The sequence below is a fragment of the Streptomyces sp. NPDC093064 genome (genome assembly GCF_044754605.1).
Taxonomy (GTDB): domain Bacteria; phylum Actinomycetota; class Actinomycetes; order Streptomycetales; family Streptomycetaceae; genus Streptomyces.
The window spans coordinates 67512-93417 of record NZ_JBIVPK010000003.1 but is presented as its reverse complement, the minus strand read 5'-3'; the positions used below and the strand labels follow the sequence as shown (position 1 = coordinate 93417).

Here is a 25906-nt window from a genome sequence, read left to right as displayed (position 1 = left end):
CGTGACACGCAAGACGGTGCGGATCGCCATGAACGGCGTGACCGGGCGCATGGGGTACCGCCAGCATCTGGTCCGCTCGATCCTCGCCCTGCGTGAGCAGGGCGGACTCGACCTCGGCGACGGCACCGTGCTGTGGCCGGAACCGGTCCTGGTCGGCCGGCGCGCGCACGCCCTGCGGGCGCTCGCCGAGAAGCACGGCCTGGAGCACGTCTCGACCGACCTGGACGCCGTCCTCGCCGACCCGGCCGTCGACATCTACTTCGACGCGCAGGTCACCTCGGCCCGCGAGGAGGCGATCAAGAGGGCGATCGCCGCCGGAAAGCACGTCTACACCGAGAAGCCCAGCGCCACCGGCCTGGAGGGCGCCCTGGAGCTCGCCCGGCTCGCCCGCGAGGCCGGCGTCAAGCACGGCGTCGTCCAGGACAAGCTCTTCCTGCCCGGACTGCTCAAGCTGAAGCGGCTGATCGACGGCGGCTTCTTCGGCCGGATCCTGTCCGTGCGCGGCGAGTTCGGCTACTGGGTCTTCGAGGGCGACTGGCAGGACGCCCAGCGCCCGTCCTGGAACTACCGCGCCGAGGACGGCGGCGGCATCGTCGTCGACATGTTCCCGCACTGGGAGTACGTGCTGCACGAGCTGTTCGGCCGGGTCACCTCCGTACAGGCCCTCGCCGCCACCCACATCCCCCAGCGCTGGGACGAGAACGGCAAGCCCTACGAGGCCACCGCCGACGACGCCGCCTACGGCGTCTTCGAGCTGGAGGGCGGCGTGATCGCCCAGATCAACTCCTCCTGGGCGGTCCGCGTCAACCGCGACGAACTCGTCGAGTTCCAGGTGGACGGCACCGAGGGGTCGGCCGTCGCCGGCCTGCGCAACTGCCGCGTCCAGCACCGCTCCGCCACCCCCAAGCCGGTCTGGAACCCCGACATCCCCGCCACCGAGGCCTTCCGCGACCAGTGGCAGGAGGTGCCCGACAACCAGGACTTCGACAACGGCTTCAAGGCCCAGTGGGAGCTGTTCCTCAAGCACGTCTACGCGGACGCCCCCTACCACTGGGACCTGTTCGCCGGCGCCCGCGGCGTCCAACTGGCCGAGCTGGGCCTGAAGTCCTCGGCCGAGGGCCGCCGCCTCGACGTACCGGAGATCCAGCCGTGACCATCCGACTGCCCGGCGCGGGCAGGGCGCTGCGGACCTACGAGCCCCGCACCGAGCCGCTCGCCCCCACCCCCGGCACGCCCTTCACCTCCCGCACGGTCTTCTCGGCGGCGCACGTCGTCGCCGACCCGTTCGCCGACGCGTCGCCCGACTCGCCCGCCGCCGTCGACTGGGACGCCACCCTCGCCTTCCGCCGCCATCTGTGGGCCCACGGGCTCGGCGTCGCCGAGGCCATGGACACCGCGCAGCGCGGCATGGGCCTGGACTGGGCGGGCGCGGCCGAGCTGATCCGCCGGTCCGCGGCCGAGGCCCGCGGCGTCGGCGGGCGGATCGCCTGCGGCGTCGGCACCGACCAGCTCACCGGCGGCTCGCTCGCGCAGATCCGGGCCGCGTACGAGGAGCAACTCGCCGTCGTGGAGGAGGCGGGCGCCCAGGCGATCCTGATGGCCTCGCGCGCTCTGGCGGCCACGGCCGAGGGCCCGGAGGACTACCTGGAGGTCTACGGCCACCTGCTCCGCCAGGCCGCCGACCCGGTGATCCTGCACTGGCTCGGCCCCATGTTCGACCCGGCCCTGGAGGGTTACTGGGGCTCGGCCGACCTGGACGCGGCCACCGACACCTTCCTCCAGGTCATCGCCGCCCACCCCGACAAGGTCGACGGAGTGAAGATCTCGCTGCTGGACGCCCAGCGGGAGATCGACCTGCGCCGCCGACTGCCGCAGGGCGTGCGCTGCTACACCGGCGACGACTTCAACTACCCGGAGCTGATCGCCGGCGACGAGCAGGGCTTCAGCCACGCGCTGCTCGGCATCTTCGACCCGCTCGGACCGCTGGCGGCCGAGGCGGTACGGGTCCTGGACACCGGGGACGTCAAGGGCTTCCGCGGCCTGCTCGACCCCACGGTCGAACTGTCCCGGCACCTCTTCCAGGCCCCCACCCGCTTCTACAAGACCGGCGTGGTGTTCCTGGCCTGGCTCGCCGGACACCAGGCGCACTTCACGATGGTCGGTGGTCTCCAGTCGGCCCGCTCCCTGCCGCACCTCGCCCGCGCCTACGAACTCGCCGACGGACTCGGCCTGTTCCCGGATCCGAAGCTCGCCGAGGAGCGGATGAAGAACCTGCTGTCGCTGTACGGGGTGAACCAATGAGCACGGGCCTGGAACGCTTCTCGATCAACCAGATGACGGTCAAGCAGCTGTCACTGCCGGAACTGGTGGACACCTGCCTGGAGTTGGGAGTGCCGGGCGTAGGCCTGTGGCGCGAACCGGTGCGGGCGTACGGGGTGGAGGCCGCCGCCAAACTCGTACGGGACGCGGGCCTCACCGTCACCACCCTGTGCCGGGGCGGCTTCCTCACGGCGATCGACCCGGTCGAGCGGGCCGAGGCGCTGGGCGACAACCACGCGGCGATCGACGAGGCCGCGGCGCTCGGCACGGACACGCTGGTGCTGGTCTCCGGCGGACTGCCCGCCGGCAGCAAGGACCTGCACGGGGCCCGTGAGCGCATCGCGGACGCCCTCGCCGTCCTCGGCCCGTACGCCGCCGAGCGCGGTGTCCGCCTGGCCATCGAGCCGCTGCACCCCATGTACGCCGCCGACCGTTGCGTGGTCTCGACCCTCACCCAGGCGCTCGACCTCGCCGAACGCTTCCCCGCCGGCCAGGTCGGCGTCACCGTCGACACGTACCACATCTGGTGGGACGACACCGCTCCGGAGCAGATCGCGCGGGCGGGCGCGGGCGGCCGCATCCACACCTTCCAGCTCGCCGACTGGACCACCCCGCTGCCCGAGGGCGTGCTCAACGGCCGCGGCCAGATCGGCGACGGCTCGATCGACATGCGGGAGTGGAAGCGGTACGTGGAGGCGGCCGGCTACACCGGCGCCATCGAAGTCGAACTGTTCAACGAGGAGTTGTGGGCCAGGGACGGACGGGAGGTACTGGCGGAGACGGCGGACCGGTTCGTGGAGCACGTCATCCGATGACCGTCTGACGCAGGCGAAGAGCCGAGGGGGCCGGGTCGACGGACCGGGCCCCTCGAAGCCGTCCGGGCGCCGCACCCCCGGACAGGCCCCGACTGACACCTCGCACCGCTCAAGACGGACGCCCCGCCCGGCTCAAGACGGACGCCCCGCACCGCTCATGAGGGACACCACACCCCTCTCACAGCGCGTCGACCTCCGCCGCCGTCGGGTAGGACTCCTGCGCGCCCCGCCGGGTGACGGCGACCGCGCCGACCCGGGCCGCGTAGGCCGCCGCCACCTCCAGGGACGCGCCCGCGCCCAGCCGCCAGGCCAGCGCCGCGGTGAACGCGTCGCCCGCGCCCGTGGTGTCCACGGCGTCCACCTTCACGGACGGGACCCGGGCGACCTCGTCGGCGGACGCCACCAGCGCGCCCTCGCCGCCCAGGGTGACCACCACCGAGCGCGGGCCCAGGGCAAGCAGGTCCCGCGCCCAGCTCTCGGGGGTGTCGCCCGCCTCGGCGCCGCCCAGGATCACCTTCGCCTCGTGCTCGTTCACGATCAGCGGGTCGCAGGCCTTCAGGAGTTCCTGCGGCAGGGGGCGCGGCGGCGACGGGTTCAGCACGAAGCGGCTGCCCGGCGCCAGGTTCCGCACCGCCTCCACGACCGTCTCCAGCGGGATCTCCAGTTGCGCCGAGACCACCCGGGAGGCCCGCAGGAGGTCGCCGGCCGCGCGCACGTCCTCGGGGGTGAGCCGGCCGTTGGCGCCCGGCGAGACCACGATGCTGTTGTCGCCGGACGGGTCCACCGTGATCAGCGCGACCCCGGTCGGCGCCCCGCCGACCAGCACGCCCGCCGGGTCGACCCCGGCCGCGCGCTGGGCGTCGAGCAGCAGTCGGCCGTGGGCGTCGTCGCCGACCCGGGCCAGCAGAGCCGTCCGGGCCCCGAGCCGGGCGGCGGCCGCGGCCTGGTTGGCGCCCTTGCCGCCGGGGTGGACGCTCAGATCGGAACCGAGCACCGTCTCCCCGGCGGCGGGCCGCCGCTCGACACCGATCACCAGGTCGGCGTTGGCCGACCCCACGACCAGGAGGTCGTAGTCGTACATGTGTGCTTTCTCCTTACGGGGGTGATTCACGAGCGCGGCGGGGCGGGGGTCGATCGGCGGAATCCGGCCATGTCGGGCGCCGCCGGTGGCGGTCAGGTCGCCGGCGCCGGGCCACCTGGCACGGCGCCGGCCCCCGGCTCGCCGCAGGAGCGGCGTACGACCAGCCGGGCGGGGAGGGTGACGGACCGCGCGGGCCGTCCCGCTATCCGGTCGACCAGGGCGCGTACGGCGGCCCGCCCCAGCTCGCCGGTGGGCTGGGCGATCGCGGTGATCGGCGGGTCGGTGTGCGGGAACCACGGGATGTCGTCGAACGCGGCCAGCGCGATGTCGTCGGGCACCCGCAGCCCGCGCGCGCGGACGGCGTCCAGCGCGCCGAGCGCCATCAGGTTGTCGGCGGCGAACACGGCCTCGGGAGGCTCGGGCAGCCCCAGGAAGCCCTCGGTGACACGCCGGCCGCTCCCGGCCCTGAAGTCGCCCTGGCCGACGTACGCGTCCGGGAGCGGGAGGCCGTGGGCGGCCAGCGCCTCGCGGAACGCCTCGACGCGCTCGCGGCCGGTGGTGGTGGCCGCGGGGCCCGCGATGATCGCGAGCCGCCGGTGGCCGAGCCCGTACAGGTGCGCGACGAGATCGCGTACCGCCGCCCGCCCGTCCGAGCGGACGACGGGCACGTCCACGCCCTCGATCCACCGGTCCACGAACACCATCGGCGTGCCCGCGCGCGCGGCGTCCAGCATCAGCGGGGAGCCGCCGTCGGTGGGGGAGACCAGGAGGCCGTCGATACGGCGGTCGAGCAGGGTCCGTACGTGGTGGTCCTGGAGGCCGGGCCGCTCGTCCGCGTTGCCGATGATCACGCTGTAGCCGAGGGCGCGGGCCTCCTCCTCGACGGAGCGGGCCAGCGCGGTGAAGTACGGGTTGAGCACGTCGCTGATGACCAGGCCCAGGGAGCGGGTCCGGTGGGTGCGCAGGGACCGGGCGACGGCGTTCGGGCGGTAGCCCAGTGCCTCGACGGAGGCCAGCACGCGTGCGCGTGCGTCGGCGCTGACCGACGGATGCTCGTTCAGGACGCGCGAGACCGTGGCGACGGACACGCCCGCCGCGGCGGCCACGTCCTTGATGCTCGCCATCGCCGTTCCGCCTCCTCGTGGAATCGATTACACAATCGATTGGAAACGATTACACGCGCCGACCGCAAGGGCCCGTTGCCGGATCGTTGCCCTTCGGGGCCCGGGGAGTGGCGCGAAATCGCCCCCGTCCGAGCGATGAGTCCGTCCTCCGGCGTCAGTCATCACATACGACAGCGTCCGCCATAGGAAGGCACCCGCCATGACCGCCGCCGCCAAGGGCCCCGCGAGCTACTTCCCCTCCATCGAGAAGAAGTACGGCCGGGCGATCGCCGAGTGGAAGGACCTCATCCGCTCCTCGCCGCTGACCAAGCACATGGAACTCGTCAACTGGCTCAAGTCCGAGCACGGCCTGGGGCACGGCCACGCCAACGCCCTGGTGGCCCACACCCTCGCCGAGGGCAAGGCCGGGTGAGCGGCGGGCTCCGCCGGCGGCCCGGCCGGCGGGGCTGTCACAGCCCGGCGGTACCGTCGGGTCATGACCACGGAGGCGAGTCGGAGCGGGCAGGCCGGTGCCGGGGAGTGGCGTCCGGCCGTGCTGGAGGGCGTGCTCGAGCGGATCACGTACGCCAACGAGGAGAACGGCTACACGGTGGCCCGCGTCGACACCGGCCGGGGCGCCGGTGACCTCCTGACGGTCGTCGGCGCGCTGCTCGGCGCCCAGGTCGGCGAGTCGCTGCGGATGGAGGGCCGCTGGGGCTCCCACCCGCAGTACGGCAAGCAGTTCCAGGTGGACAACTACACCACCGTGCTCCCGGCCACCGTCCAGGGCATCCGCCGCTATCTCGGCTCCGGCCTGGTCAAGGGCATCGGGCCGGTCTTCGCCGACCGCATCACCCAGCACTTCGGCCTGGACACCCTGAAGGTCATCGAGGAGGAGCCCAAGCGCCTGATCGAGGTGCCCGGCCTCGGCCCCAAGCGGACCAGGAAGATCGCCGACGCCTGGGAGGAACAGAAGGCGATCAAGGAGGTCATGCTCTTCCTCCAGACCGTCGAGGTCTCCACCTCGATCGCGGTACGCATCTACAAGAAGTACGGCGACGCGTCGATCTCGGTGGTGAAGAACCAGCCGTACCGGCTGGCCGCCGACGTCTGGGGCATCGGCTTCCTGACCGCCGACAAGATCGCGCAGTCCGTCGGCATCCCGCACGACAGCCCGGAGCGGGTCAAGGCGGGCCTTCAGTACGCGCTGTCGCAGTCCACCGACCAGGGCCACTGCTTCCTGCCCGAGGAGCGGCTGATCACGGACGCGGTCAAGCTCCTCCAGGTCGACACCGGGCTCGTCATCGAGTGCCTCGCCGCACTCGCCGAGCCCCCCGAGGACGGCGCCGACCCCGGAGTCGTACGCGAGAAGGTGCCCGGCCAGGACGGCGGCGAGGCGGTGACGGCGATCTACCTCGTGCCCTTCCACCGGGCCGAGCTGTCCCTGTCCGCCCAGTTGCTGCGGCTGCTGCGCGTCGACGCCGACCGGATGCCCGCCTTCCGGGACGTCGCGTGGGACAAGGCGCTGACCTGGCTGAAGGGCCGTACGGGGGCCGACCTCGCCCCCGAGCAGGAGGCGGCGGTCAGGCTGGCGCTGACCGAGAAGGTGGCCGTGCTGACCGGCGGCCCCGGCTGCGGCAAGTCCTTCACGGTGCGCTCGATCGTGGAGCTGGCGCGGGCCAAGAAGGCCAAGGTGGTGCTGGCCGCGCCCACCGGCCGGGCCGCCAAGCGCCTGTCGGAGCTCACCGGCGCCGAGGCCTCCACCGTGCACCGCCTGCTGGAGCTCAAGCCCGGCGGGGACGCGGCCTACGACCGGGACCGCCCGCTGGACGCCGACCTGGTGGTCGTGGACGAGGCGTCCATGCTGGACCTGCTGCTGGCCAACAAGCTGGTCAAGGCCGTGCCCCCGGGCGCGCACCTGCTGTTCGTCGGGGACGTGGACCAGCTCCCCAGCGTGGGCGCCGGCGAGGTGCTGCGCGACCTGCTGGCCGACGGCAGCCCGGTGCCCGCCGTCCGCCTCACACGCGTCTTCCGCCAGGCCCAGCAGTCGGGTGTGGTGACCAACGCGCACCGGATCAACGCCGGGCAGCATCCGCTGACCGACGGCATGAAGGACTTCTTCCTCTTCGTCGAGGACGACACCGAGGAGGCCGGCCGGCTCACCGTGGACGTGGCGGCGCGCCGGATCCCGGCCCGGTTCGGGCTCGACCCGCGCAGGGACGTGCAGGTGCTCGCGCCCATGCACCGGGGCCCGGCGGGCGCCGGCACGCTGAACGGCCTGCTCCAGCAGGCGGTCACCCCGGGCCGCCCCGACCTGCCGGAGAAGCGGTTCGGCGGCCGGGTCTTCCGCGTCGGAGACAAGGTCACCCAGATTCGCAACAATTACGAGAAGGGGGAGAACGGTGTCTTCAACGGCACCGTGGGCGTGGTCACCTCGCTCGACCCGGTCGACCAGCGCCTGACGGTGCTGACGGACGAGGACGAGGAGGTGCCGTACGAGTTCGACGAACTGGACGAACTGGCGCACGCGTACGCGGTGACCATCCACCGCTCGCAGGGCAGCGAGTATCCGGCCGTGGTGATCCCGGTTACCACAGGCGCCTGGATGATGCTCCAGCGCAACCTGCTCTACACGGCGGTGACCCGGGCCAAGAAGCTGGTCGTCCTCGTCGGCTCGCGCAAGGCGATCGGCCAGGCGGTGCGCACGGTGTCGGCGGGGCGGCGCTGCACGGCGCTGGACTTCCGCCTCGGCGGCTGAAAACCGCCGTCCGGCGGGCCGGAAGACACTGTCTGACGCCACGTCACAAAAAATGATCGATCAAATGAGTCGTAAAGGTCACACAGCACTTCCCGTGGCCGGAGCGAGGGGGCAGGATGAACAGGTTGACGGCACTGAGTGCCGCCAATGGGCCCAATGGTCGACCCCGAGTGCACTCTCCTGAGCCAAATGGGGGATGGTAGAGACAGTCAGGGCACCTCGAAGATGAGGCACTACGTCGGTGAGGGAAGACGTGAGCGACAACTCTGTAGTTCTGCGGTACGACGGCGGCGAGTACACCTACCCGGTGGTCGACAGCACCGTCGGCGACAAGGGCTTCGACATCGGGAAGCTGCGCGCCCAGACCGGTCTAGTGACCTTGGACAGCGGATACGGCAACACGGCCGCCTACAAATCCGCCATCACCTATCTCGACGGTGAGCAGGGCATCCTCCGGTACCGCGGCTACCCGATCGAACAGCTGGCCGAGCGCTCCACCTTCCTGGAGGTGGCCTACCTGCTGATCAACGGTGAGCTGCCGACCGTCGACGAGCTCACCTCGTTCAAGAACGAGGTCACGCAGCACACCCTGCTGCACGAGGACGTCAAGAACTTCTACACGGGCTTCCCTCGCGACGCCCACCCGATGGCGATGCTGTCGTCGGTCGTCTCGGCGCTGTCGACCTTCTACCAGGACAGCCACAACCCGTTCGACGAGAAGCAGCGCAACCTCTCCACGATCCGCCTGCTCGCCAAGCTCCCGACGATCGCGGCGTACGCGTACAAGAAGTCGATCGGTCACCCGTTCGTCTACCCGCGCAACGACCTCGGTTACGTCGAGAACTTCCTGCGCATGACCTTCTCGGTGCCCGCGCAGGAGTTCGAGCCGGACCCGGTCGTTGCAGCCGCGCTGGACAAGCTGCTGATCCTGCACGCCGACCACGAGCAGAACTGCTCGACCTCGACGGTCCGCCTGGTCGGCTCCTCGCAGGCCAACATGTTCGCCTCGATCTCGGCCGGCATCAGCGCCCTGTGGGGCCCGCTGCACGGCGGCGCCAACCAGTCCGTCCTGGAGATGCTCGAGGGCATCCGCGACTCGGGCAACGACGTCGACACCTTCATCCGCAAGGTGAAGAACAAGGAGGACGGCGTCCGCCTGATGGGCTTCGGCCACCGGGTCTACAAGAACTTCGACCCGCGCGCCAAGATCATCAAGGCCGCCGCGCACGATGTGCTCTCCGCGCTGGGCAAGGAGGACGAGCTCCTCGACATCGCCCTGAAGCTGGAGGAGCACGCCCTGTCCGACGACTACTTCGTCGAGCGCAAGCTCTACCCGAACGTCGACTTCTACACCGGCCTGATCTACCGGGCCATGGGCTTCCCGACCGAGATGTTCACGGTCCTGTTCGCCCTCGGCCGGCTGCCGGGCTGGATCGCCCAGTGGCACGAGATGATCAAGGAGCCTGGCTCCCGCATCGGCCGCCCGCGCCAGATCTACACGGGCGTGGTCGAGCGCGACTTCGTCCCGGTCGAGGAGCGCTGATCCTCCCGGCGGCGCCATTGGCCCCGTAGCGTCACCCGGCCCCGTATCCCGCGCGAGTTCGCGGGTGCGGGGCCTCGTGCTGTGCGGAGCGCCCCGGATGCGTACCGGTGCGGGAACGGAGCGCAGGGAACGCGGCCCGGAAGCGGGCCGCGGAAGAAGGCCGAGGAAGAAGCGGAAGGCGCCCCGGAACGCCGGTCCCCCCACGGGCCGACGACCAGGGCGCCTTCCCATGTCCCGGTGCGGATTCCCCCCACGGGATCCGGCCGGGCGTTCAAGGACCAGCGCCTGAATCGCTGTGAGCACAACGAGCAGAACTCGTCGCACCTGGTGCTGTGCGGTCTGCCGGGACGCGCACGCGCGGGAGGGCCGCTCAAAGCTTCCCGGTGTACGTGCCCCGGCAACGCACCTCTGAGGAAGTCCCCCAAGACATCCCCAGATGCCGGTCAGCGCCCCCCAAGACGCTGCCCGACATCGCCAACTTAGACCTTCGAACCCCTTCGATGGTTACGTTCACATCACTGTGATCTGCGTCTCTTGCATATGTCCGTTAGGTACGCAAGAGCCCAAGTATGGCGACCGGTACCCAAGCGTAAGGATGATGCGCGAGCCTTGTGAAGAGCTTATGTGAGGCGCGCGTTGGACTCTAGAGGGACTCTTACTTCGGTCTCGACTGCTTTTCATTCAGCGGAACGTGCGCAGCCGCAGACTGTTCGTCACCACGAACACCGACGAGAACGCCATCGCCGCTCCCGCGATCATCGGGTTGAGCAGGCCGGCGGCGGCCAGCGGCAGCGCGGCCACGTTGTAGCCGAAGGCCCACACGAGGTTGCCCTTGATGGTGGCAAGGGTCCGCCGGGACAGGCGGATGGCGTCCGCGGCCACCCGGAGGTCCCCGCGCACCAGGGTCAGATCGCCGGCCTCGATGGCGGCGTCCGTCCCGGTGCCCATGGCCAGACCCAGGTCGGCGGTGGCGAGCGCGGCGGCGTCGTTGACCCCGTCACCGACCATCGCCACCGTGCGCCCCTCGGCCCGCAGCCGCCTGACGGCCTCGACCTTCTCCTCGGGCAGCACCTCGGCGACCACGTCCTGCGGGTCGATCCCGACGGCGCGTGCCACGGCCTCGGCGACGGCGCGGTTGTCGCCGGTCAGCAGGACCGGCCGCAGCCCCAGCGCGCGCAACTGCGCCATCGCCTGCGCGCTGGTCTCCTTGACCGCGTCCGCGACGGCGATGACACCGCGTGCCGCCCCGTCCCAGCCGACGACGACCGCCGTACGGCCCTCGCTCTCCGCCTGGCGCCGGGCGCGGGCCACCTCCTCGGGCAGCTCCGCGGTGAGTTCCACGAGCCGCCCCACGGCCACGTCATGGCCCTCCACGCGCCCGCGCACGCCGCGTCCGGGGACGTTCTCGAAGCGCTCGACCGGGGGCAGCGGTCCGAGCCGCTCCTCGGCGCCTGCGGCCACGGCCCGCGCGATCGGGTGCTCCGAGGCGTGCTCCAGCGCGCCCGCGAGGCGCAGCAACTGCTTCTCGTCGGTGCCCTCGGCGGCGTGGACCTCCTGGAGGGTCATCCGGCCTGTGGTGACCGTTCCGGTCTTGTCCAGGACGACGGTGTCCACACGGCGGGTGGACTCCAGCACCTCGGGGCCCTTGATGAGGATGCCGAGCTGGGCGCCCCGGCCGGTGCCGACCATCAGCGCGGTCGGCGTGGCCAGGCCCAGCGCGCACGGGCAGGCGATGATCAGCACCGCGACGGCCGCGGTGAACGCGGCGGTCACCTCACCGGTGGCGAACAGCCAGGCGAGCAGGGTGCCGACGGCGATGAGCAGGACGACCGGCACGAAGACCGCCGATATGCGGTCGGCCAGCCGCTGCACCTCGGCCTTGCCGCTCTGCGCGTCCTCGACGAGATGCGCCATCCGCGCGAGCTGCGTGTCCGCGCCGATCCGGGTGGCCTCGACGACCAGCCGGCCGCCCGCGTTGACCGTGGCGCCGGTGACCGTGTCGCCGGGGCCGACGTCCACGGGCACCGACTCGCCGGTGAGCATCGAGGCGTCGACCGCCGAGCTGCCCTCGACGACCGCGCCGTCGGTGGCGATCTTCTCGCCGGGCCGAACGACGAACCGGTCCCCGACCGCCAGCGCGGCCACCGGGATCCTGGCCTCCGCTCCGTCCCGCAGTACGGAGACGTCCTTCGCGCCCAGTTCCAGCAGCGCCCGCAGCGCCGCGCCCGCCCGCCGCTTGGAGCGGGCCTCCAGATAGCGGCCGAGCAGGATGAACGCGACGACCCCGGCGGCGACCTCCAGGTAGATCGTGGAGGCCGCGTCCACCCGGGAGACGGTGAGGCGGAACTCGTGGCGCATGCCGGGCATGCCCGCGTCGCCCAGGAACAGCGCCCACAGCGACCAGCCGAACGCGGCCAGAGTGCCGATCGAGACGAGGGTGTCCATGGTGGCCGCGCCGTGCCGGGCATTGGTCAGGGCCGCCCGGTGGAACGGCAGTCCGCCCCAGACGACGACCGGCGCGGCGAGGGTCAGCGAGAGCCACTGCCAGTTCGTGAACTGAAGGGCCGGGACCATCGCGAGCAGCACGACGGGGGCGGCGAGGAGTGCGGAGACGACCAGGCGCTCGCGCAGGGAGGCCAGTTCGGGATCCCGCGGCGCCCGCTCCTCGTCCGGCCGGGACTCCGCGTCCGCCGCCGGTCCGGGTGCCGGCGGCGGGGGCTCCTCCGCCGTGTAGCCGGTCTTGACCACGGTGGCGATCAGGTCGGCGACCGATACCCCGGTGGGGTAGGAGACCCTGGCCTTCTCCGTGGCGAAGTTGACCGCCGCGGTGACGCCGTCGATGCGGTTGAGCTTCTTCTCGACGCGGGCCGCGCAGGAGGCGCAGGTCATTCCCCCGATGAGCAGCTCGACCTCGGCGGCACCCGGCTGGTCGGCCGTGGGCGTCTGCGGGGCGGCGCGGGTGTTCATCCTCGGAACTCCAGACGACGTACGGGCGGGTGGGCCGGCCCTCGTCAGGCCTCGCCGACGAGTTCGAAGCCGGCCTCGTCCACGGCGGCGCGCACCGCCTCCGTCTCCAGCGGGGAGGCGGAGACGACGGTGACCTCGCCGGTGGAGGCGACGGCCTTCACCGAGCTGACGCCGGGCAGCTCGGAGATTTCGGCGGACACGGAACCCTCGCAGTGTCCGCAGCTCATCCCGCTCACCTTGTAGACGGTGGTGACGGTGTCCGGGGTGCTGGTCTGGGCGGTCATGTCGTTCTCCTCGTCGTGGTGGGTGGGGCACACGGGGCCAGGGTGGCCCGCCGCTCTCCAGATTATACCCCTAGGGGGTATTCCTCCAAGGAACCGCGGCCGATGACCGAAGCCGGGTCGAGGCAGGCCGCCCGTGCCCGGGATGTGCCCGCGTACTACGGTTTCGCCGGCGGCGGTGAGCCGCGGCGAACCGGACGGAAGGTGAGGCGGCGCGATGCGGGCTGTGGTGTTCGAGCGGTACGGGGAGCCGGCCGAGGTGCGCGAGGTGGCCGACCCGAGGCCTGCGGAGCACGGGGTCGTGGTGCGCGTCGAGGCGACCGGCCTGTGCCGCAGCGACTGGCACGGCTGGCAGGGCCACGACCCCGACATCGCGCTGCCGCACGTGCCGGGGCACGAACTCGCCGGGACCGTCGAGGAGGTGGGCCCCCGGGTGACCCGCTGGCGGCCCGGCGACCGGGTGACCGTCCCCTTCGTCTGCGCCTGCGGCACCTGTCCCGCCTGTGCGGCGGGCGACCAGCAGGTGTGCGAGCGGCAGACCCAGCCGGGCTTCACGCACTGGGGCTCCTTCGCCCAGTACGTGGCGCTCGACCACGCCGACGTGAACCTCGTCGCCGTACCCGAGGGCCTGTCCTACGCCACGGCGGCCTCGCTCGGCTGCCGGTTCGCCACGGCGTACCGCGCGGTGGTCCAGCAGGGCCGGGCCGCCGCCGGCGACTGGATCGCCGTGCACGGCTGCGGGGGCGTGGGCCTGTCGGCGGTGATGATCGCGGCGGCCGCGGGGGCCAGGGTGGTCGCGGTGGACGTGTCCCCCCAGGCCCTGGACCTGGCGCGGCGATTCGGCGCCGCGCAGTGCGTGGACGCGTCCGCCGTCAAGGACACGGCGGAGCGGGTGCGCGAGCTGACCGGCGGCGGCGCCCGTCTCTCGCTCGACGCGCTCGGCTCGCCCGCCACCTGCGCGGCCTCGGTGAACGGCCTGCGCCGCCGAGGCCGTCACGTCCAGGTCGGTCTGCTGCCCTCGACGACGGGCACCACCCCGGTGCCCATGGCGCGTGCGATCGCCCTGGAACTCGAACTCCTGGGCAGCCACGGCATGGCCGCGCACGCCTATCCGGAGATGCTGGAGCTGGTACGGGCCGGTGTGCTGCGCCCCGACCTGCTGGTGACGTCAGCCATCCCGCTGGCGGCCGTCCCGGACGCGCTCGCGGCGATGGGCACGGCACCGGGGTCCGGGGTCACGGTCATCGAGCCGTGGAGCTGACCTGACGGTGCCCCACCTCGCGTGGGGCACCGTCACGCCGGCGAACGGGGAAGAGGGCCGGGCCCGCGGCCCGGCAGCGGTGGTTCAGTCGGCTCTGCGTCCGCGGTTGCCGGGCCGGGCGGCGACCCAGGCGCGGACGGTGTCGGCGTACCAGTAGGGCCTGCCGCGCTCCACGTGGTCGGGTGGTGGCAGCAGGCCGTGCTTGCGGTAGGACCGCACGGTGTCCGGCTGTACCCGGATGTGCGCCGCGATCTCCTTGTACGACCAGAGCCTTCGGTCGGTCATGACGTGCACCTCCCCGCGCGCACCACGGCGGCGGCCGGAGAGGCCGTCGGGGGAGCCGGGCGCTGCGCTGGCGATCTCCAAGCCTGTGATCGGTGAACGACGCGGACCGCGCCCCGGCAAGCGGCTGTCGGCCGGGTGTGACCGGGGGGCCGCGTACCCGCGACATGTGTGACACGGCAGAGGTTTTTGTGACACAGCTGAAGCAAGCGATCTACCTGCCGGAGGGTTTACGCGACCGGATGGCGGACCCTCTCGTCCGTATGTCCGGACAAACCATTGACAGGGGTCCGTGCCCGGCACTAGAACCGGGGGAACAGGGGGAGTTGAGGCGAAGGGAAGCCGAGGGCAGCCGATGGCGTGCGACCTGATCACCGCGAGGCCGTACTCGCCGGCGTGCCCGGGACGGCCCGTCCGACCGACAGTTTCCCCACCCGAGCGGCGAGGGCACGCTGGGTGCAGACCCGCACGCGCCCCGTGGCGCCCGGGCACAGAACGCCTCCGGCGCGGGACGCCGCTTCGCCCTGGCAGGAGCGAAGTGCGAGCGTCGACTCCCCGCCCGCTACGGCCCCGCGCCGGAGGTCCCGACAACCCGCCGCGGGGCGGCGGCCGCCCGCACCCCGCCCGAACGCGGAATCCGCAAGCCGTCCTCACCGGGGCGCGCGCGGTGGACACTCCCACATGTGTCTACGCGGAGACGGAAACCGCAGACACAGTGTCGGGCGCGTCCTGGGCGCGTGCCTGGTGGGATGTACCTGTGGCCGAGACCGCGACGCGCCCGTCGCCGGTCACGGCACACGAGCTCGACGAACGGCACGCTTCGACCCGTCGCCGCCATCTGTGAAGGAGTAACCGGGCATGACGAAGATCGTCAACCACTGGATCGGCGGGAAGACCGCCGAAGGCGCCTCGGGGACGTACGGGCCGGTCACGGACCCGGCGACCGGCGAGGTCACCACGAAGGTCGCGTTCGCCTCCGTGGAGGAGGTGGACGCCGCGGTCGCCGCCGCCAAGGACGCGTACCTGACCTGGGGGCAGTCCTCGCTGGCCCAGCGGACCTCGATCCTGTTCAAGTTCCGCGCGCTGCTGGACGCCCACCGCGACGAGATCGCCGAGCTGATCACCGCCGAGCACGGCAAGGTGCACTCCGACGCGCTCGGCGAGGTCGCGCGCGGCCTGGAGATCGTCGACCTGGCCTGCGGCATCAACGTCCAGCTCAAGGGCGAGCTGTCCACCCAGGTCGCCACCCGCGTCGACGTGGCCGCGATCCGGCAGCCGCTGGGCGTGGTCGCCGGCATCACGCCGTTCAACTTCCCGGCGATGGTCCCGATGTGGATGTTCCCCATCGCCATCGCGTGCGGCAACACCTTCGTGCTGAAGCCGAGCGAGAAGGACCCGTCGGCCTCCCTGAAGATCGCCGAGCTGCTGGCCGAGGCCGGGCTGCCCGACGGCGTCTTCAACGTGGTCCACGGCGACAAGGTGGCCGTGGACCGCCTTCTGGAGCACCCCGACGTCAAGGCGGTCTCCTTCGTCGGCTCCACCCCCATCGCCCGCTACATCCACACCACCGCCTCCGCGAACGGCAAGCGCGTGCAGGCCCTGGGCGGCGCCAAGAACCACATGCTGGTGCTGCCGGACGCCGACCTGGACGCGGCCGCCGACGCCGCCGTCTCGGCCGCGTACGGCTCGGCGGGCGAGCGCTGCATGGCCATCTCGGCCGTCGTCGCGGTCGGTTCGATCGGCGACGAGCTGGTGGAGAAGATCCGCGAGCGCGCCGAGAAGATCAAGATCGGTCCGGGCAACGACCCGTCCTCCGAGATGGGCCCGCTGATCACCAAGGCGCACCGCGACAAGGTGGCCTCGTACGTGGAGAACGCCGCGAGCGAGGGCTCCGAGGTCGTCCTGGACGGCACCGGCTACACGGTCGAGGGCTTCGAGGACGGCCACTGGGTCGGCATCTCGCTGCTGGACAAGGTGCCGACCAGCGCCAAGGCCTACCAGGACGAGATCTTCGGCCCGGTGCTGTGCGTGCTGCGTGTGGACAGCTACGACGAGGGCGTGGCGCTGATCAACGCCTCGCCGTTCGGCAACGGCACCGCGATCTTCACCCGGGACGGCGGCGCGGCCCGCCGCTTCCAGCTGGAGATCGAGGCCGGCATGGTCGGCGTCAACGTGCCGATCCCGGTGCCGGTGGGCTACCACTCCTTCGGCGGCTGGAAGGACTCGCTCTTCGGCGACCACCACATCTACGGCAACGACGGCACGCACTTCTACACGCGCGGCAAGGTCGTCACCACCCGCTGGCCGGACCCGTCCGAGGCCCCGGCGGGCGTGGACCTCGGGTTCCCGCGCAACCACTGACCGTCGCACCCCCGACCGTCGCCGCAGGCGATGACGAGGCCGTCCGCTATGCGGACGGCCTCATCTTTTTTCGGGTGCGTGCTGCGGTTCCCGCACGCCCGTAAGGGCCCGAACAGTCGGACCGTTCGACGAGTGAATCAGTTGTAGATCGCTGTTGCGCCGCGAATTCCGTAGGTTAACGACCATTGACTCAGCGGTTTTCGTTGATGTTCGATATCCGGGCCGGGAGCGGACGAGAGCACTACGACCGCGAACCGCCGGAGGCGATAGCGCGCTCCCCGGCCCCTCACCTGTTGCACAAGTCGATCGGAACCGCTGCATGACCGACATGCTCCGCTCTGTCGAGAGCGCCGTCCCGGACGTGGCCGGCAGTCCCACAGAGTCGACGGACAGCCCCACCAAGCTCAAGCGCTCCATCGGGGTCGTCGGCGGCACCCTCCTCACCCTCTCGTGCGTGACCCCGGCCTCCACGCTGTTCGTGGTCGTGCCCGATCTCCTCGGCACGCTCGGCACCGCCACCGCCCTCACCATCGCCATCGGCTCCCTGCTGTGCATCGCCGTGGCGTTCTGCTACTCCGAGCTGGGCACCCTCATCCCCAGCGCGGGCGGCGAGTACGCCATGGTGTCGACCATGGCCGGGCGACTGGCGGGCTGGCTGGTCTTCGTGCTGTCCCTGCTCGTCGTCATGATCGTCCCGCCGGTGATCGCGATGGGCACCGCGGACTACCTGGCGCCGATCGTGCACCTCGACCCGGCCTGGACCGGCGCCGGCGTGATGCTGCTGGCCACCCTCGCCGGTCTGCTGGACCTGCGCGCCAACGCCTGGATCACCGGCATCTTCCTGGTCCTGGAGGTCATCGCGGCGGGCGTGGTCGCGCTGCTGGGCTTCGCGCACAGCCACCGGGGCGTCGGCAGCCTGGTCTCCATGCAGGTGGCCGGCGCGGACGGGCACACGGACGCCGTGACGGCCATGCTCGTCATCTCCGGGCTCGCCATCGCGCTCTTCGCCACCCAGGGCTTCTCCACCGCCGTCTACCTCTCCGAGGAACTGGAGAACCCGCGCCGCAACGTCGCCCGCACGGTGCTCGCCACCCTCGCCATCTCCTCCGTGATCATCCTCGTGCCGGTCGTCGCCATCACCATGGGCGCCTCCGACATCAAGGAGCTGACCGCCGGCAACCTGAGCTCGATGGTGATCGCCTGGTCCAACTCCGCGGTCGGCACCTTCGTCAGCCTCTGTGTGGCCCTGGCGATCATCAACGCCGGCATCGTCATGGTCATCCAGAACTCCCGCGTGCTGTTCGCCTCCGCCCGCGACAAGGCCTGGCCCTCGGCGGTGAACAACGTCTTCTCCCGGCTCGGCCGCTTCGGCTCCCCCTGGGTCGCCACCCTCGCGGTGGGCGTCCCCGGCGCGCTGCTGTGCTTCGTCAACCTGGACACCCTGTACGGCGTCACGGGCGTCTCGGTGACCGGCATGTACCTGCTCGTCGCGGTCGCCGCGTTGCTGTCCCGCCGCGGCTCCCACAGGCACACGGCCGCCTGGCGCATGCCGCTGTGGCCGGCCGTGCCCGTGCTGCTCATCGCGTTCCTGGCCTACATCCTCAGCCGGCAGGAGATCACCTACCTGCTGTGGACCGGCGGCATCATGGCGGTCGCCACCCTCTACTGGGCCTTCTACCTCCGCCCCCGCCGCGACACCCGCTGGCTGGTGTCGATCCCGGAGGACACCCAGCCGTAGGACGACGCGCCGCGTACCGCGTCCGCGGTACACCGCGGCGGCCCCGTACTCCCCGAGGAGGGGCGGAGGTTCGGTCCGGCGGCGGCTTCGGTTGCCGGCGGCGGCCCGTACCGTGGAGGGCATGGATCTTCGACTGCCCGGATTGCGCGGGCTGCCGCGGAGGCCCCGGCGCCTGCTGGCCGCCGGGGCCGCCGTCGTCGTGCTGGCCGGTGCCGGCACGTGGACGGCGATCGCCTCCGACGACCCGCCCCCGGTGCACCGCGCCGACCGGATGATGACCACGGGCGACGGGGTGCGGATCGACACCTCGTACTTCACCCCGGCCACGCCCGGCCGCCACCCCGCCGTCCTGCTCGGGCACGGCTTCGGCGGCAGCAAGGACGACGTACGGCGGCAGGCGCAGGACCTCGCCAGGGACGGATACGCGGTGCTGACGTGGTCGGCGCGCGGCTTCGGCAGATCCACCGGCAAGATCGGGCTGAACGACCCCAAGGGCGAGGTCGCCGACGTCTCCAAGCTGATCGACTGGCTGGCGCGGCGGCCCGAGGTGCAGCTCGACGGGCCCGGCGACCCGCGCGTGGGCGTGGCCGGAGCCTCCTACGGCGGAGCGATCTCCCTGCTCGCCGCCGGACACGACCGCCGGGTGGACGCCATCGCCCCGGCGATCACCTACTGGAACCTCGCGGACGCGCTCTTCCCGGGCGGCGTCTTCAAGAAGCTGTGGGCGGGCGCCTTCATCAACTCCGGCGGCGGATGCGCCGAGTTCGAGCCCACGCTGTGCCGGATGTACGAGCGGGTCGCCGAGTCGGGCAAGCCGGACGCCGAGGCGCGCGCACTGCTCCAGGAGCGTTCGCCGTCCGCCGTCGCCGACCGCATCAAGGTGCCGACCCTGCTGGTGCAGGGCCAGACCGACTCCCTCTTCCCGCTCGGCCAGGCCGACGCCGCCGCCCGGGCGATCCGGGCGAACGGCGCCCCGGTCGACGTCGACTGGATCGCGGGCGGCCACGACGGCGGCGACCTGGAGACCGGCCGGGTCCAGGCACGCGTGAAGACCTGGTTCGACCGGTACCTCAAGGGCGACAAGAACGCCGACACGGGCCCGGCGTTCCGCATCACCCGCACCGGCGGGGTCGACTCCACCGACGGCCGGGCCCTGCTGCGGGGCGCGAGCGGCAGCGCCTATCCGGGACTGGACGGCGGGCAGCGGTCCATCGCCCTGCGTGGAGGCGAGCGGCGCTTCGAGAACCCGGCCGGGGCCAACCCGCCCGCCGTGTCCTCCCTGCCGGGCCTCGGCGGCTCCGGCGGTCTGGCCCAGCTGTCCTCGCTCGGCGTCGGGGTGTCCCTGGACTTCCCCGGCCAGTACGCGAGGTTCGACTCCGCGCCGCTCGGCGGCGGCCTGCGCATCACCGGATCGCCCACGGTGACCGTCCACGTCACCTCGACCGCCGACGACGCGGTGCTCTTCGCCAAGCTGTACGACGTCGGACCGGGCAAGGACCAGCCGGTGCTGCCCGCCCAGCTGGTGGCCCCCGTGCGCGTCGAGGGCGCCAAGGCCGGCAAGGACGTCACCCTCACCCTTCCGGCGATCGACCACGAGGTGCAGAAGGGCCACCGGCTCCGCCTGGTCCTCGCCTCCACCGACCTCGGCTACGCCTCACCGGCCGCCCCCGCGACGTACACCGTCGGCCTGAAGAGCGATCTGAAGGTGCCGACCGCGCCGGGCGTGACCACCGCGGCGGCGCCGCTGCCCAGCTGGGTGTGGTGGCTGCCGGCGGCCGGCGCGGCGGTCGCGCTCGCCCTGCTGCTGACCGCCCGCCGCCGCACGGCCGCGCCCGCACCCGACCCGGAACTGGCCGACGTCCCGCTGCGGATCACCGGCCTGAGCAAGCGGTACGCGAGGTCGGCGGACCGGTACGCGGTACGGGATCTGTCGTTCCAGGTGGACAAGGGCCAGGTCCTCGGCCTGCTCGGGCCGAACGGCGCGGGCAAGACGACCACCCTGCGCATGCTGATGGGCCTGATCCAGCCGGACGCCGGCGAGATCCGCGTCTTCGGCCACGCCGTCCGGCCCGGCGCGCCCGTGCTGTCGCGGGTCGGCGCCTTCGTCGAGGGCGCCGGCTTCCTGCCCCATCTGTCCGGCCGGGAGAACCTGGAGCTGTACTGGCAGGCCACCGGCCGCCCGCCCGAGGACGCACACCTGGACGAGGCCCTCCGGATCGCCGGCCTCGGCGACGCGCTGGCCCGCGCGGTACGCACCTACTCGCAGGGCATGCGCCAGCGCCTGGCGATCGCGCAGGCCATGCTGGGCCTGCCGGACCTGCTGATCCTGGACGAGCCCACCAACGGCCTCGACCCGCCCCAGATCCGCGAGATGCGCGAGGTGATGATCCGTTACGCGGCAGACGGCCGCACGGTGATCGTCTCCAGCCATCTGCTCTCGGAGGTCGAACAGTCCTGCACGCACCTGGTCGTGATGGACCGGGGACGGCTGGTGCAGGCGGGTCCGGTCGGCGAGATCGTCGGCTCCGGGGACACCCTGCTGGTCGGCACCGCCACCCCGGTGGAGGACCCGGTCGTGGAGAAGGTGTCCGCCCTGCCGGGCGTCGCCTCGGCACTGCGGACCGAGGACGGCCTCCTGGTCCGGCTGGAGACCGGCGGCACGGCGCGGGAGCTGGTCGTGGAGCTGGTCCGGCTGGAGGTGCCCGTCGTCTCGGTCGGCCCCCACCGCCGGCTCGAAGACGCCTTCCTCACCCTGATCGGAGGTTCCGCATGAGCACGCTCGCCGAGAGCACCGAGGTCGCCTCCGGCTACCGGGCGGGCCGCACCCTGCCCCTGAGGGTGGAGCTGGTGCGGCAGCTCAAGCGGCGCCGCACGCTCGTCATGGGCGGCATCCTGGCCGCGCTGCCCTTCGTGCTGGCCGTCGCCTTCGCGATCGGCGGCGGTCCGGGCGGCCGCAGCGGCCGGGTGACGTTGATGGACACGGCCACCGCGTCCGCGGCCAACTTCGCCGCGGTGAATCTGTTCGTCTCGGCCGGCTTCCTGCTGGTGATCCCGGTGGCGCTGTTCTGCGGGGACACGGTCGCCTCGGAGGCGAGCTGGTCCTCCCTGCGCTACCTGCTCGCCGCGCCCGTGCCGCGGGCCCGGCTGCTGTGGTCCAAGCTTGTCGTCGGACTCGGGCTCAGCCTGGCGGCGATGCTGCTGCTGCCGCTGGTGGCGCTCGCCGTCGGCACGGCCGCCTACGGCTGGGGCCCGCTGGAGATCCCCACCGGCGGCGCGCTGGACGCGGGCACCGCAGCGCAGCGGCTGCTGGTGGTCGTGGCGTACATCTTCGTGTCGCAACTGGTCACTGCGGCACTGGCGTTCTGGCTGTCCACCAGGACGGACGCGCCGCTCGGCGCCGTGGGCGGTGCCGTCGGCCTGACCATCGTGGGCAACGTCCTGGACGCCGTCACGGCCCTCGGGCACTGGCGCGACTTCCTGCCCGCGCACTGGCAGTACGCCTGGGCCGACGCCGTGCAGCCGCACCCCGAGTGGTCCGGGATGATCCAGGGCACGGCGGTCTCCGTCAGCTACGCGCTGGTGCTGTTCGCCCTGGCCTTCCGCGGGTTCGCCCGCAAGGACGTGGTGTCCTAGCAGTCGCGCTTGCGGCGGGCCCGCCCGAACCACCGGGCGACCCGCCGCGCACCCGTTCCCGTACGTGGTCGAGTTGCCGTAGCTCTCCCACGAGTTCAGGCCGTTCGTGACGGCCGGCCCGCCGTCGCGGCGACGGCCGCGGTGGCGACAATCTTCCTCATCACTGGCCAGTCCTTTCTGAAAAACCGCGTCCACACCGGAGCGCTCTGGTCAGCTGTGCGGCCACACCCTGGTTTCTCCGGGTCACTCCGTCGGTCGAGGGTGCGGACTGATTGTGTGTTTTTTGGAATCCGTGATTTTCCGGAGTTTTGAATGCGGTGGCGTCCAAGCGGGTGAACCCCCGCAACCAAACATGCGGCGCCGGGTTGATGAGGGCGTAGGACCTGCGTCGCTAAGAGGAAAGGAACGCGCAGTGGTCAAGAAGGCAAAGGTCGCCGCGGCGGCCGCCGCTTCTGTCGTCGGTATGTCGGTGGCGGTTGCCATCGGGAACGACAGTGGCCCGACCGTATCGAACGGCGCCGGAGCCTCGTCGTCGTTCGGCGACTCGGCCACGAGGGCACTATGAGCCCGCAGTTCTCGCCGACCCGGGGGTCGCTCGACAAGCCGTGCCTCGGCCTGGGCGACACCAGCGCCGGTGTGCTGCAGGCCGTCGACGTCCAGGACGTTCCGGTTCTGTCGGACCAGCAGAACCAGCAGTGCTCGGACACCTCCACACAGGCCAAGCGGGACGCCGCGCTTTCGCACCTCCGGGACAACCTGTCGGCTCTGTCCGCCAACACCGGGAGCTGAGCCGAGTCAGGTGGCCCATGGTCCTTTGCCGCCTCGGCCGAGGACTGCCCGGACCTTTCCGAAGAACTCTTTCCGGCAATGCAGTCGAGGGTGAATCGTATGGCCGCGAGGGTCAATCGAGTGAAGTGCTCGGCGACTCACGTTCCGCGTTTTCCCATTACGGCTATTCCTCGTTCAGCATCACGACCGTATCGGTTGTGTTCAATCGGTTTCTGACCGCCATCGGGGGCATCGTCCCCAAGAAGGGAACATTTCATGAAGAAGAGCGTTGCTGTCGTCGCCGGTGCCCTCGTGGCCCTGGGCATGGCCGGCCCCGCCTTCGCCGACTCCGGGGCCTCGGGTACCGCCACGAACTCCCCGGGTGTGCTCTCGGGCAACGTCATCCAGGTTCCCGTGCACGTTCCGGTCAACGCCTGTGGCAACACCGTCGACGTCATCGCGCTGCTGAACCCGACGTTCGGCACCACCTGCGCCAACGGCTGACCGTCCGGCGCACCCAGCCGCACCGGCTGTGTCACGGCCGGCCTTGGACATCGATCTCTCGCCCAAGGCCGGCCTTCCCACTTTTTCAAGCCGCACAGACCTGGCGGCTGCAAGCAGGAAGACAACGAGATTGCGACAGACTCTGAGCAGGGGAGTGTTCGCGGCCGCCGCCGCGACGAGCATGCTGACCCTGTGCGGCAGCTCCGCCCTGGCCGACTCGCAGGCCGATGGTGCCGCCTCCAACTCGCCCGGCGTGCTGTCCGGGAACACCATCCAGGCACCGGTCTCGGTGCCGGTGAACGTCTGCGGTAACACCGTGGACGTGGTGGCGGCGCTCAACCCGGCGTTCGGCAACGGCTGCGCCAACGGCTCACCGGCGCCCGTGCCCGTGCCCGTCACGGAGCCGGAACCCGGTGTCACGCCGCCGACCGACGGCGGCTCCACGACTCCGCCTCCCCCGGCCACGCCGACGCCCACGCCGGCCGCCGAAACGCCGACCATGGACACCCCGCCGCGCGTGGTGGACGAGCCGGTGGACGAGCCGGTGGACGAGCCGGTGGACGAGCCCCAGCATGCCCAGACCCTGCCGGCTCCGGCGGCCTTCGAGCACGCCACGCCTGACGCGGCCCCGCAGCTGGCCGAGACCGGCACCGGCGCCCTGCTGGCGTCCTCGGCCGCCAGCGCGGCCCTGATCGCCGGCGGAGTGATCCTCTACCGCCGCGGCCGCGCGGCGTCGCACCGCTAGGGCTGGATCTCCCGGGCCTGCGAAGCGGCCCCCTACGGGTGCCGGACAGCCGGACATGCTGTCCGGCACCCGTTCTTGTTGTCCCTGACCGCCGGCATGCCCGTCGGGCCGACGGTTGGTGCGCGCGTCTTGTTGTCGACCGTCGCGCTCGTCTTCCTTGCGGGCTGGCGGGCTCGCGCTGGTCCTCCTGAAGGCTCTCGTCTGGCTGGGGCCGGCGGGCTCGTCTTGCAGCCGGCCATCGCGTCTGTCTTGCCGACGGCCGAGCGCTCGCCTGCCTGGCGTCCGGGCGCACTTGTCTTGCCGACGTCCGGAGCGACCGCCCGCGGTCGGCCGACCACCGGCTTCGGCCCGCGCCATTCCTGGCCCGCCGCCAACCCTGCCGCGCCTCTGGCCCTGGCCCGCCGCCGGTCCCGGCTCGCCCACGGCCCCGGCCCGGCCAGCCCCCGGTCCTGGTGTTTTGCCTCCGGCGGTGGCCCGCCTCCGGTCCTGGCTCGCCACCGGCCCCCGTACGCCCCCGGTCCCGGTTTGCCTCCGCCCGTGGCCCGCCCCTAGCCCTGGCCCGCTGTCGGCCCTGGTCCGTTGCCGGACCTGGTCCGCTGCCGGTCCCGGCCTGCTGCGGGCCCCGATCCGACCCCCGGTGCTGGTTCGCCTCCGGCTGTGGCCTGCCAGCAGTCGCTCCTGGTCCTGGCTTGCCACCGGCTCCGGCCAGTTGTCGGTCCCGGTCCGTCCTCGCTCCTGACTCGCCCCCGCTCCCGGCCCGCCTCGGTCCTGAATCCGGTGGCCCCGGCCGGCCCCGGCCGTGGCTCGTCCTCGGAGTTGGGAGGCGAGCCGGACGTGCTTGCGGACACTTTTTAGATCACCCCTTTGGCGGAGCAACTCGTGGGACTGCCACGCGTTGACACAACGCCGGGCATCCCCGCCCGGGTGATTTTGCATCAACCCAAGGAGCACCTCTCCATGTCGCGTATCGCCAAGGGCCTGGTCCTTACCTCCGTCGCCGCAGCGGCCGTCGCCGGTGGTGCCGGCATCGCCGCCGCCAGCAGCGGCGCGACCGGCGGCGCCGCCAACTCCCCGGGCGTGCTGTCGGGCAACGTCATCCAGCTTCCCGTGCACGTTCCGGTCAACGTCTGCGGCAACACCATCGACGTCGTCGGCGTGTTGAACCCGACGTTCGGCAACGCCTGCGTCAACGGCTGACGTCCGCGCGCGTTCCTCCGTCCGGCCGCCGTCCCCGGGTTCCTCCTCTGGGACGGCGGCCGGACGCGTAGAAGACCCCCTGTGTCGCAGATCCCGGATGAGAACCCGGCGAATTCGGGCCGCCGGGGTTTCCGGTCCGGCCGCGGCTCGTTGGGCAGGGCGACGCAATGCCCCGCGGTGACCGACGTCGCCGAAGAAAGGAACACGATGAAGCCCCTGAAGGCTGCCGCCGTCCTCGCCGGGTCCCTGGCCCTCACCGGCGCCGCCGCGCCCGCGTTCGCCCAGAACGCCGCCGACTTCACGCCCAACAGCCTCAACGGCGCCGTGAACACGCTCAGCAAGGGCCCCGTCGACGTCATGCCGCTCCAGCACCAGTCCGACGCCCTCAACACCGAGAACCAGGACTCGCTGCTCCACACGGTGAACGGCGCCACCCAGACCCTGAACGCCCCCAAGCCGCTGCTCGGCGGCCTGGCGCTGCAGCGCTGAGCCGAGAGAGGCGTGAGCCCGTCGCCCCGTACCGGCCGGACCCGTCGTACTACTGCGGCAC

General features: G+C 71.9%; 21 protein-coding genes and 2 pseudogenes. 18 read left to right on the top strand and 5 right to left on the bottom strand.

Annotation, left to right across the window (positions count from 1 at the left end; genetic code table 11):
- Position 1 precedes the first annotated feature (1 nt).
- The 3 genes from ACIQFZ_RS05165 to ACIQFZ_RS05155 are packed head-to-tail and all read left to right on the top strand — an operon-like array spanning position 2 to position 3134.
- The gene (locus ACIQFZ_RS05165) at positions 2-1153 is read left to right on the top strand and encodes a Gfo/Idh/MocA family oxidoreductase (protein ID WP_365417171.1); all 1152 of its coding nucleotides are present in this window, start codon (positions 2-4) and stop codon (positions 1151-1153) included.
- Positions 1150-2301 carry a dihydrodipicolinate synthase family protein gene (locus ACIQFZ_RS05160; protein ID WP_383055586.1) on the top strand — a complete coding sequence of 384 codons (1152 nt, stop codon included), beginning with the start codon at positions 1150-1152 and terminating at the stop codon, positions 2299-2301. The genes ACIQFZ_RS05165 and ACIQFZ_RS05160 overlap by 4 nt, the downstream gene beginning before the upstream one ends.
- Positions 2298-3134, top strand: a complete 837-nt coding sequence (locus ACIQFZ_RS05155; RefSeq protein WP_365417168.1) for a sugar phosphate isomerase/epimerase family protein — start codon at positions 2298-2300, stop codon at positions 3132-3134. The genes ACIQFZ_RS05160 and ACIQFZ_RS05155 overlap by 4 nt, the downstream gene beginning before the upstream one ends.
- Before the next feature lie 178 nt (positions 3135-3312).
- On the opposite strand, the gene ACIQFZ_RS05150 is transcribed toward ACIQFZ_RS05155, so the two are convergent.
- Both ACIQFZ_RS05150 and ACIQFZ_RS05145 read right to left on the bottom strand, forming a co-directional pair.
- Complete coding sequence (locus ACIQFZ_RS05150) at positions 3313-4215, bottom strand: ribokinase (RefSeq protein ID WP_383055583.1); 903 nt, start codon at positions 4213-4215, stop codon at positions 3313-3315.
- Positions 4216-4307: 92 nt separating this feature from the next.
- Positions 4308-5339, bottom strand: coding sequence for a LacI family DNA-binding transcriptional regulator (locus ACIQFZ_RS05145; protein WP_402690645.1), 1032 nt, complete (start codon positions 5337-5339; stop codon positions 4308-4310).
- Positions 5340-5538: 199 nt separating this feature from the next.
- Between ACIQFZ_RS05145 and ACIQFZ_RS05140 the strand changes: the two genes are divergently transcribed.
- The 3 genes from ACIQFZ_RS05140 to ACIQFZ_RS05130 all read left to right on the top strand — a co-directional run bounded on the left by ACIQFZ_RS05140 (position 5539) and on the right by ACIQFZ_RS05130 (position 9619).
- The gene (locus ACIQFZ_RS05140; protein WP_361415561.1) at positions 5539-5751 is read left to right on the top strand and encodes a DUF4287 domain-containing protein; all 213 of its coding nucleotides are present in this window, start codon (positions 5539-5541) and stop codon (positions 5749-5751) included.
- Positions 5752-5814: 63 nt separating this feature from the next.
- Positions 5815-8076, top strand: a complete 2262-nt coding sequence (locus ACIQFZ_RS05135; RefSeq protein WP_365417160.1) for an ATP-dependent RecD-like DNA helicase — start codon at positions 5815-5817, stop codon at positions 8074-8076.
- Positions 8077-8329: 253 nt separating this feature from the next.
- On the top strand, positions 8330-9619 hold the full coding sequence (locus ACIQFZ_RS05130; protein ID WP_225075241.1) for a citrate synthase: 1290 nt from the start codon (positions 8330-8332) through the stop codon (positions 9617-9619).
- A 681-nt stretch (positions 9620-10300) separates the two neighbouring features.
- Here ACIQFZ_RS05130 and ACIQFZ_RS05125 read toward each other — a convergent pair.
- Both ACIQFZ_RS05125 and ACIQFZ_RS05120 read right to left on the bottom strand, forming a co-directional pair.
- Positions 10301-12586 (bottom strand): heavy metal translocating P-type ATPase, encoded by a 2286-nt coding sequence (locus ACIQFZ_RS05125; protein ID WP_402690644.1) that lies wholly within the window; start codon positions 12584-12586, stop codon positions 10301-10303.
- Positions 12587-12630: 44 nt separating this feature from the next.
- Positions 12631-12870, bottom strand: coding sequence for a cation transporter (locus ACIQFZ_RS05120; protein ID WP_365417227.1), 240 nt, complete (start codon positions 12868-12870; stop codon positions 12631-12633).
- Between the two features lie 214 nt (positions 12871-13084).
- Between ACIQFZ_RS05120 and ACIQFZ_RS05115 the strand changes: the two genes are divergently transcribed.
- Positions 13085-14128: a zinc-dependent alcohol dehydrogenase family protein gene (locus ACIQFZ_RS05115; RefSeq protein WP_402690643.1), complete on the top strand. Its 1044-nt coding sequence runs from the start codon at positions 13085-13087 to the stop codon at positions 14126-14128.
- An 84-nt stretch (positions 14129-14212) separates the two neighbouring features.
- On the opposite strand, the gene ACIQFZ_RS05110 is transcribed toward ACIQFZ_RS05115, so the two are convergent.
- Positions 14213-14413, bottom strand: coding sequence for a MerR family transcriptional regulator (locus ACIQFZ_RS05110; RefSeq protein WP_365428747.1), 201 nt, complete (start codon positions 14411-14413; stop codon positions 14213-14215).
- A gap of 464 nt (positions 14414-14877) precedes the next feature.
- On the opposite strand from ACIQFZ_RS05110, the pseudogene ACIQFZ_RS05105 reads away from it, so the two are divergent.
- From ACIQFZ_RS05105 to ACIQFZ_RS05055, 11 genes and pseudogenes are all read left to right on the top strand, one after another.
- Positions 14878-15015: pseudogene (locus ACIQFZ_RS05105) on the top strand (5-deoxy-glucuronate isomerase); the annotation flags it as partial.
- Positions 15016-15059: 44 nt separating this feature from the next.
- Positions 15060-15254 (top strand): annotated as a pseudogene (locus ACIQFZ_RS05100) (3D-(3,5/4)-trihydroxycyclohexane-1,2-dione acylhydrolase (decyclizing)); the annotation flags it as partial.
- A gap of 14 nt (positions 15255-15268) precedes the next feature.
- Positions 15269-16771 (top strand): CoA-acylating methylmalonate-semialdehyde dehydrogenase, encoded by a 1503-nt coding sequence (gene mmsA / locus ACIQFZ_RS05095; protein ID WP_365428750.1) that lies wholly within the window; start codon positions 15269-15271, stop codon positions 16769-16771.
- A 319-nt stretch (positions 16772-17090) separates the two neighbouring features.
- Positions 17091-18509 carry an APC family permease gene (locus ACIQFZ_RS05090; RefSeq protein ID WP_383055575.1) on the top strand — a complete coding sequence of 473 codons (1419 nt, stop codon included), beginning with the start codon at positions 17091-17093 and terminating at the stop codon, positions 18507-18509.
- Positions 18510-18630: 121 nt separating this feature from the next.
- On the top strand, positions 18631-21282 hold the full coding sequence (locus ACIQFZ_RS05085; RefSeq protein ID WP_365428756.1) for a CocE/NonD family hydrolase: 2652 nt from the start codon (positions 18631-18633) through the stop codon (positions 21280-21282).
- Positions 21279-22142 (top strand): ABC transporter permease, encoded by an 864-nt coding sequence (locus ACIQFZ_RS05080; RefSeq protein ID WP_365428759.1) that lies wholly within the window; start codon positions 21279-21281, stop codon positions 22140-22142. The genes ACIQFZ_RS05085 and ACIQFZ_RS05080 overlap by 4 nt, the downstream gene beginning before the upstream one ends.
- A 561-nt stretch (positions 22143-22703) precedes the next feature.
- Positions 22704-22931 (top strand): rodlin, encoded by a 228-nt coding sequence (locus ACIQFZ_RS05075; RefSeq protein WP_376650773.1) that lies wholly within the window; start codon positions 22704-22706, stop codon positions 22929-22931.
- Between the two features lie 255 nt (positions 22932-23186).
- A complete protein-coding gene (locus ACIQFZ_RS05070) occupies positions 23187-23414 on the top strand; it encodes a chaplin (protein ID WP_365428762.1) in 228 nt (75 codons plus the stop codon).
- A 130-nt stretch (positions 23415-23544) separates the two neighbouring features.
- Entirely contained in the window at positions 23545-24159 is a 615-nt protein-coding gene (locus ACIQFZ_RS05065; protein WP_383055573.1) for a chaplin, read from the top strand.
- Positions 24160-25116: 957 nt separating this feature from the next.
- Positions 25117-25356, top strand: a complete 240-nt coding sequence (locus tag ACIQFZ_RS05060) for a chaplin (protein WP_225075233.1) — start codon at positions 25117-25119, stop codon at positions 25354-25356.
- A gap of 207 nt (positions 25357-25563) precedes the next feature.
- On the top strand, positions 25564-25845 hold the full coding sequence (locus tag ACIQFZ_RS05055; protein ID WP_402690642.1) for a hypothetical protein: 282 nt from the start codon (positions 25564-25566) through the stop codon (positions 25843-25845).
- The last annotated feature ends 61 nt before the right edge of the window (positions 25846-25906 follow it).

Bases quoted from the DNA above. Each gene is read 5' to 3' on its own strand.
- ACIQFZ_RS05110 (WP_365428747.1), bottom strand. From the start codon at position 14,413: ATGACCGACCGAAGGCTCTGGTCGTACAAGGAGATCGCGGCGCACATC.
- ACIQFZ_RS05055 (WP_402690642.1), top strand. From the start codon at position 25,564: ATGAAGCCCCTGAAGGCTGCCGCCGTCCTCGCCGGGTCCCTGGCCCTC.
- ACIQFZ_RS05150 (WP_383055583.1), bottom strand. From the start codon at position 4,215: ATGTACGACTACGACCTCCTGGTCGTGGGGTCGGCCAACGCCGACCTG.
- ACIQFZ_RS05135 (WP_365417160.1), top strand. From the start codon at position 5,815: ATGACCACGGAGGCGAGTCGGAGCGGGCAGGCCGGTGCCGGGGAGTGG.
- ACIQFZ_RS05060 (WP_225075233.1), top strand. From the start codon at position 25,117: ATGTCGCGTATCGCCAAGGGCCTGGTCCTTACCTCCGTCGCCGCAGCG.
- ACIQFZ_RS05125 (WP_402690644.1), bottom strand. From the start codon at position 12,586: ATGAACACCCGCGCCGCCCCGCAGACGCCCACGGCCGACCAGCCGGGT.
- ACIQFZ_RS05120 (WP_365417227.1), bottom strand. From the start codon at position 12,870: ATGACCGCCCAGACCAGCACCCCGGACACCGTCACCACCGTCTACAAG.
- mmsA (WP_365428750.1), top strand. From the start codon at position 15,269: ATGACGAAGATCGTCAACCACTGGATCGGCGGGAAGACCGCCGAAGGC.
- ACIQFZ_RS05115 (WP_402690643.1), top strand. From the start codon at position 13,085: ATGCGGGCTGTGGTGTTCGAGCGGTACGGGGAGCCGGCCGAGGTGCGC.
- ACIQFZ_RS05155 (WP_365417168.1), top strand. From the start codon at position 2,298: ATGAGCACGGGCCTGGAACGCTTCTCGATCAACCAGATGACGGTCAAG.
- ACIQFZ_RS05080 (WP_365428759.1), top strand. From the start codon at position 21,279: ATGAGCACGCTCGCCGAGAGCACCGAGGTCGCCTCCGGCTACCGGGCG.
- ACIQFZ_RS05070 (WP_365428762.1), top strand. From the start codon at position 23,187: ATGAAGAAGAGCGTTGCTGTCGTCGCCGGTGCCCTCGTGGCCCTGGGC.
- ACIQFZ_RS05085 (WP_365428756.1), top strand. From the start codon at position 18,631: ATGGATCTTCGACTGCCCGGATTGCGCGGGCTGCCGCGGAGGCCCCGG.
- ACIQFZ_RS05075 (WP_376650773.1), top strand. From the start codon at position 22,704: ATGAGCCCGCAGTTCTCGCCGACCCGGGGGTCGCTCGACAAGCCGTGC.
- ACIQFZ_RS05140 (WP_361415561.1), top strand. From the start codon at position 5,539: ATGACCGCCGCCGCCAAGGGCCCCGCGAGCTACTTCCCCTCCATCGAG.
- ACIQFZ_RS05145 (WP_402690645.1), bottom strand. From the start codon at position 5,339: ATGGCGAGCATCAAGGACGTGGCCGCCGCGGCGGGCGTGTCCGTCGCC.
- ACIQFZ_RS05090 (WP_383055575.1), top strand. From the start codon at position 17,091: ATGACCGACATGCTCCGCTCTGTCGAGAGCGCCGTCCCGGACGTGGCC.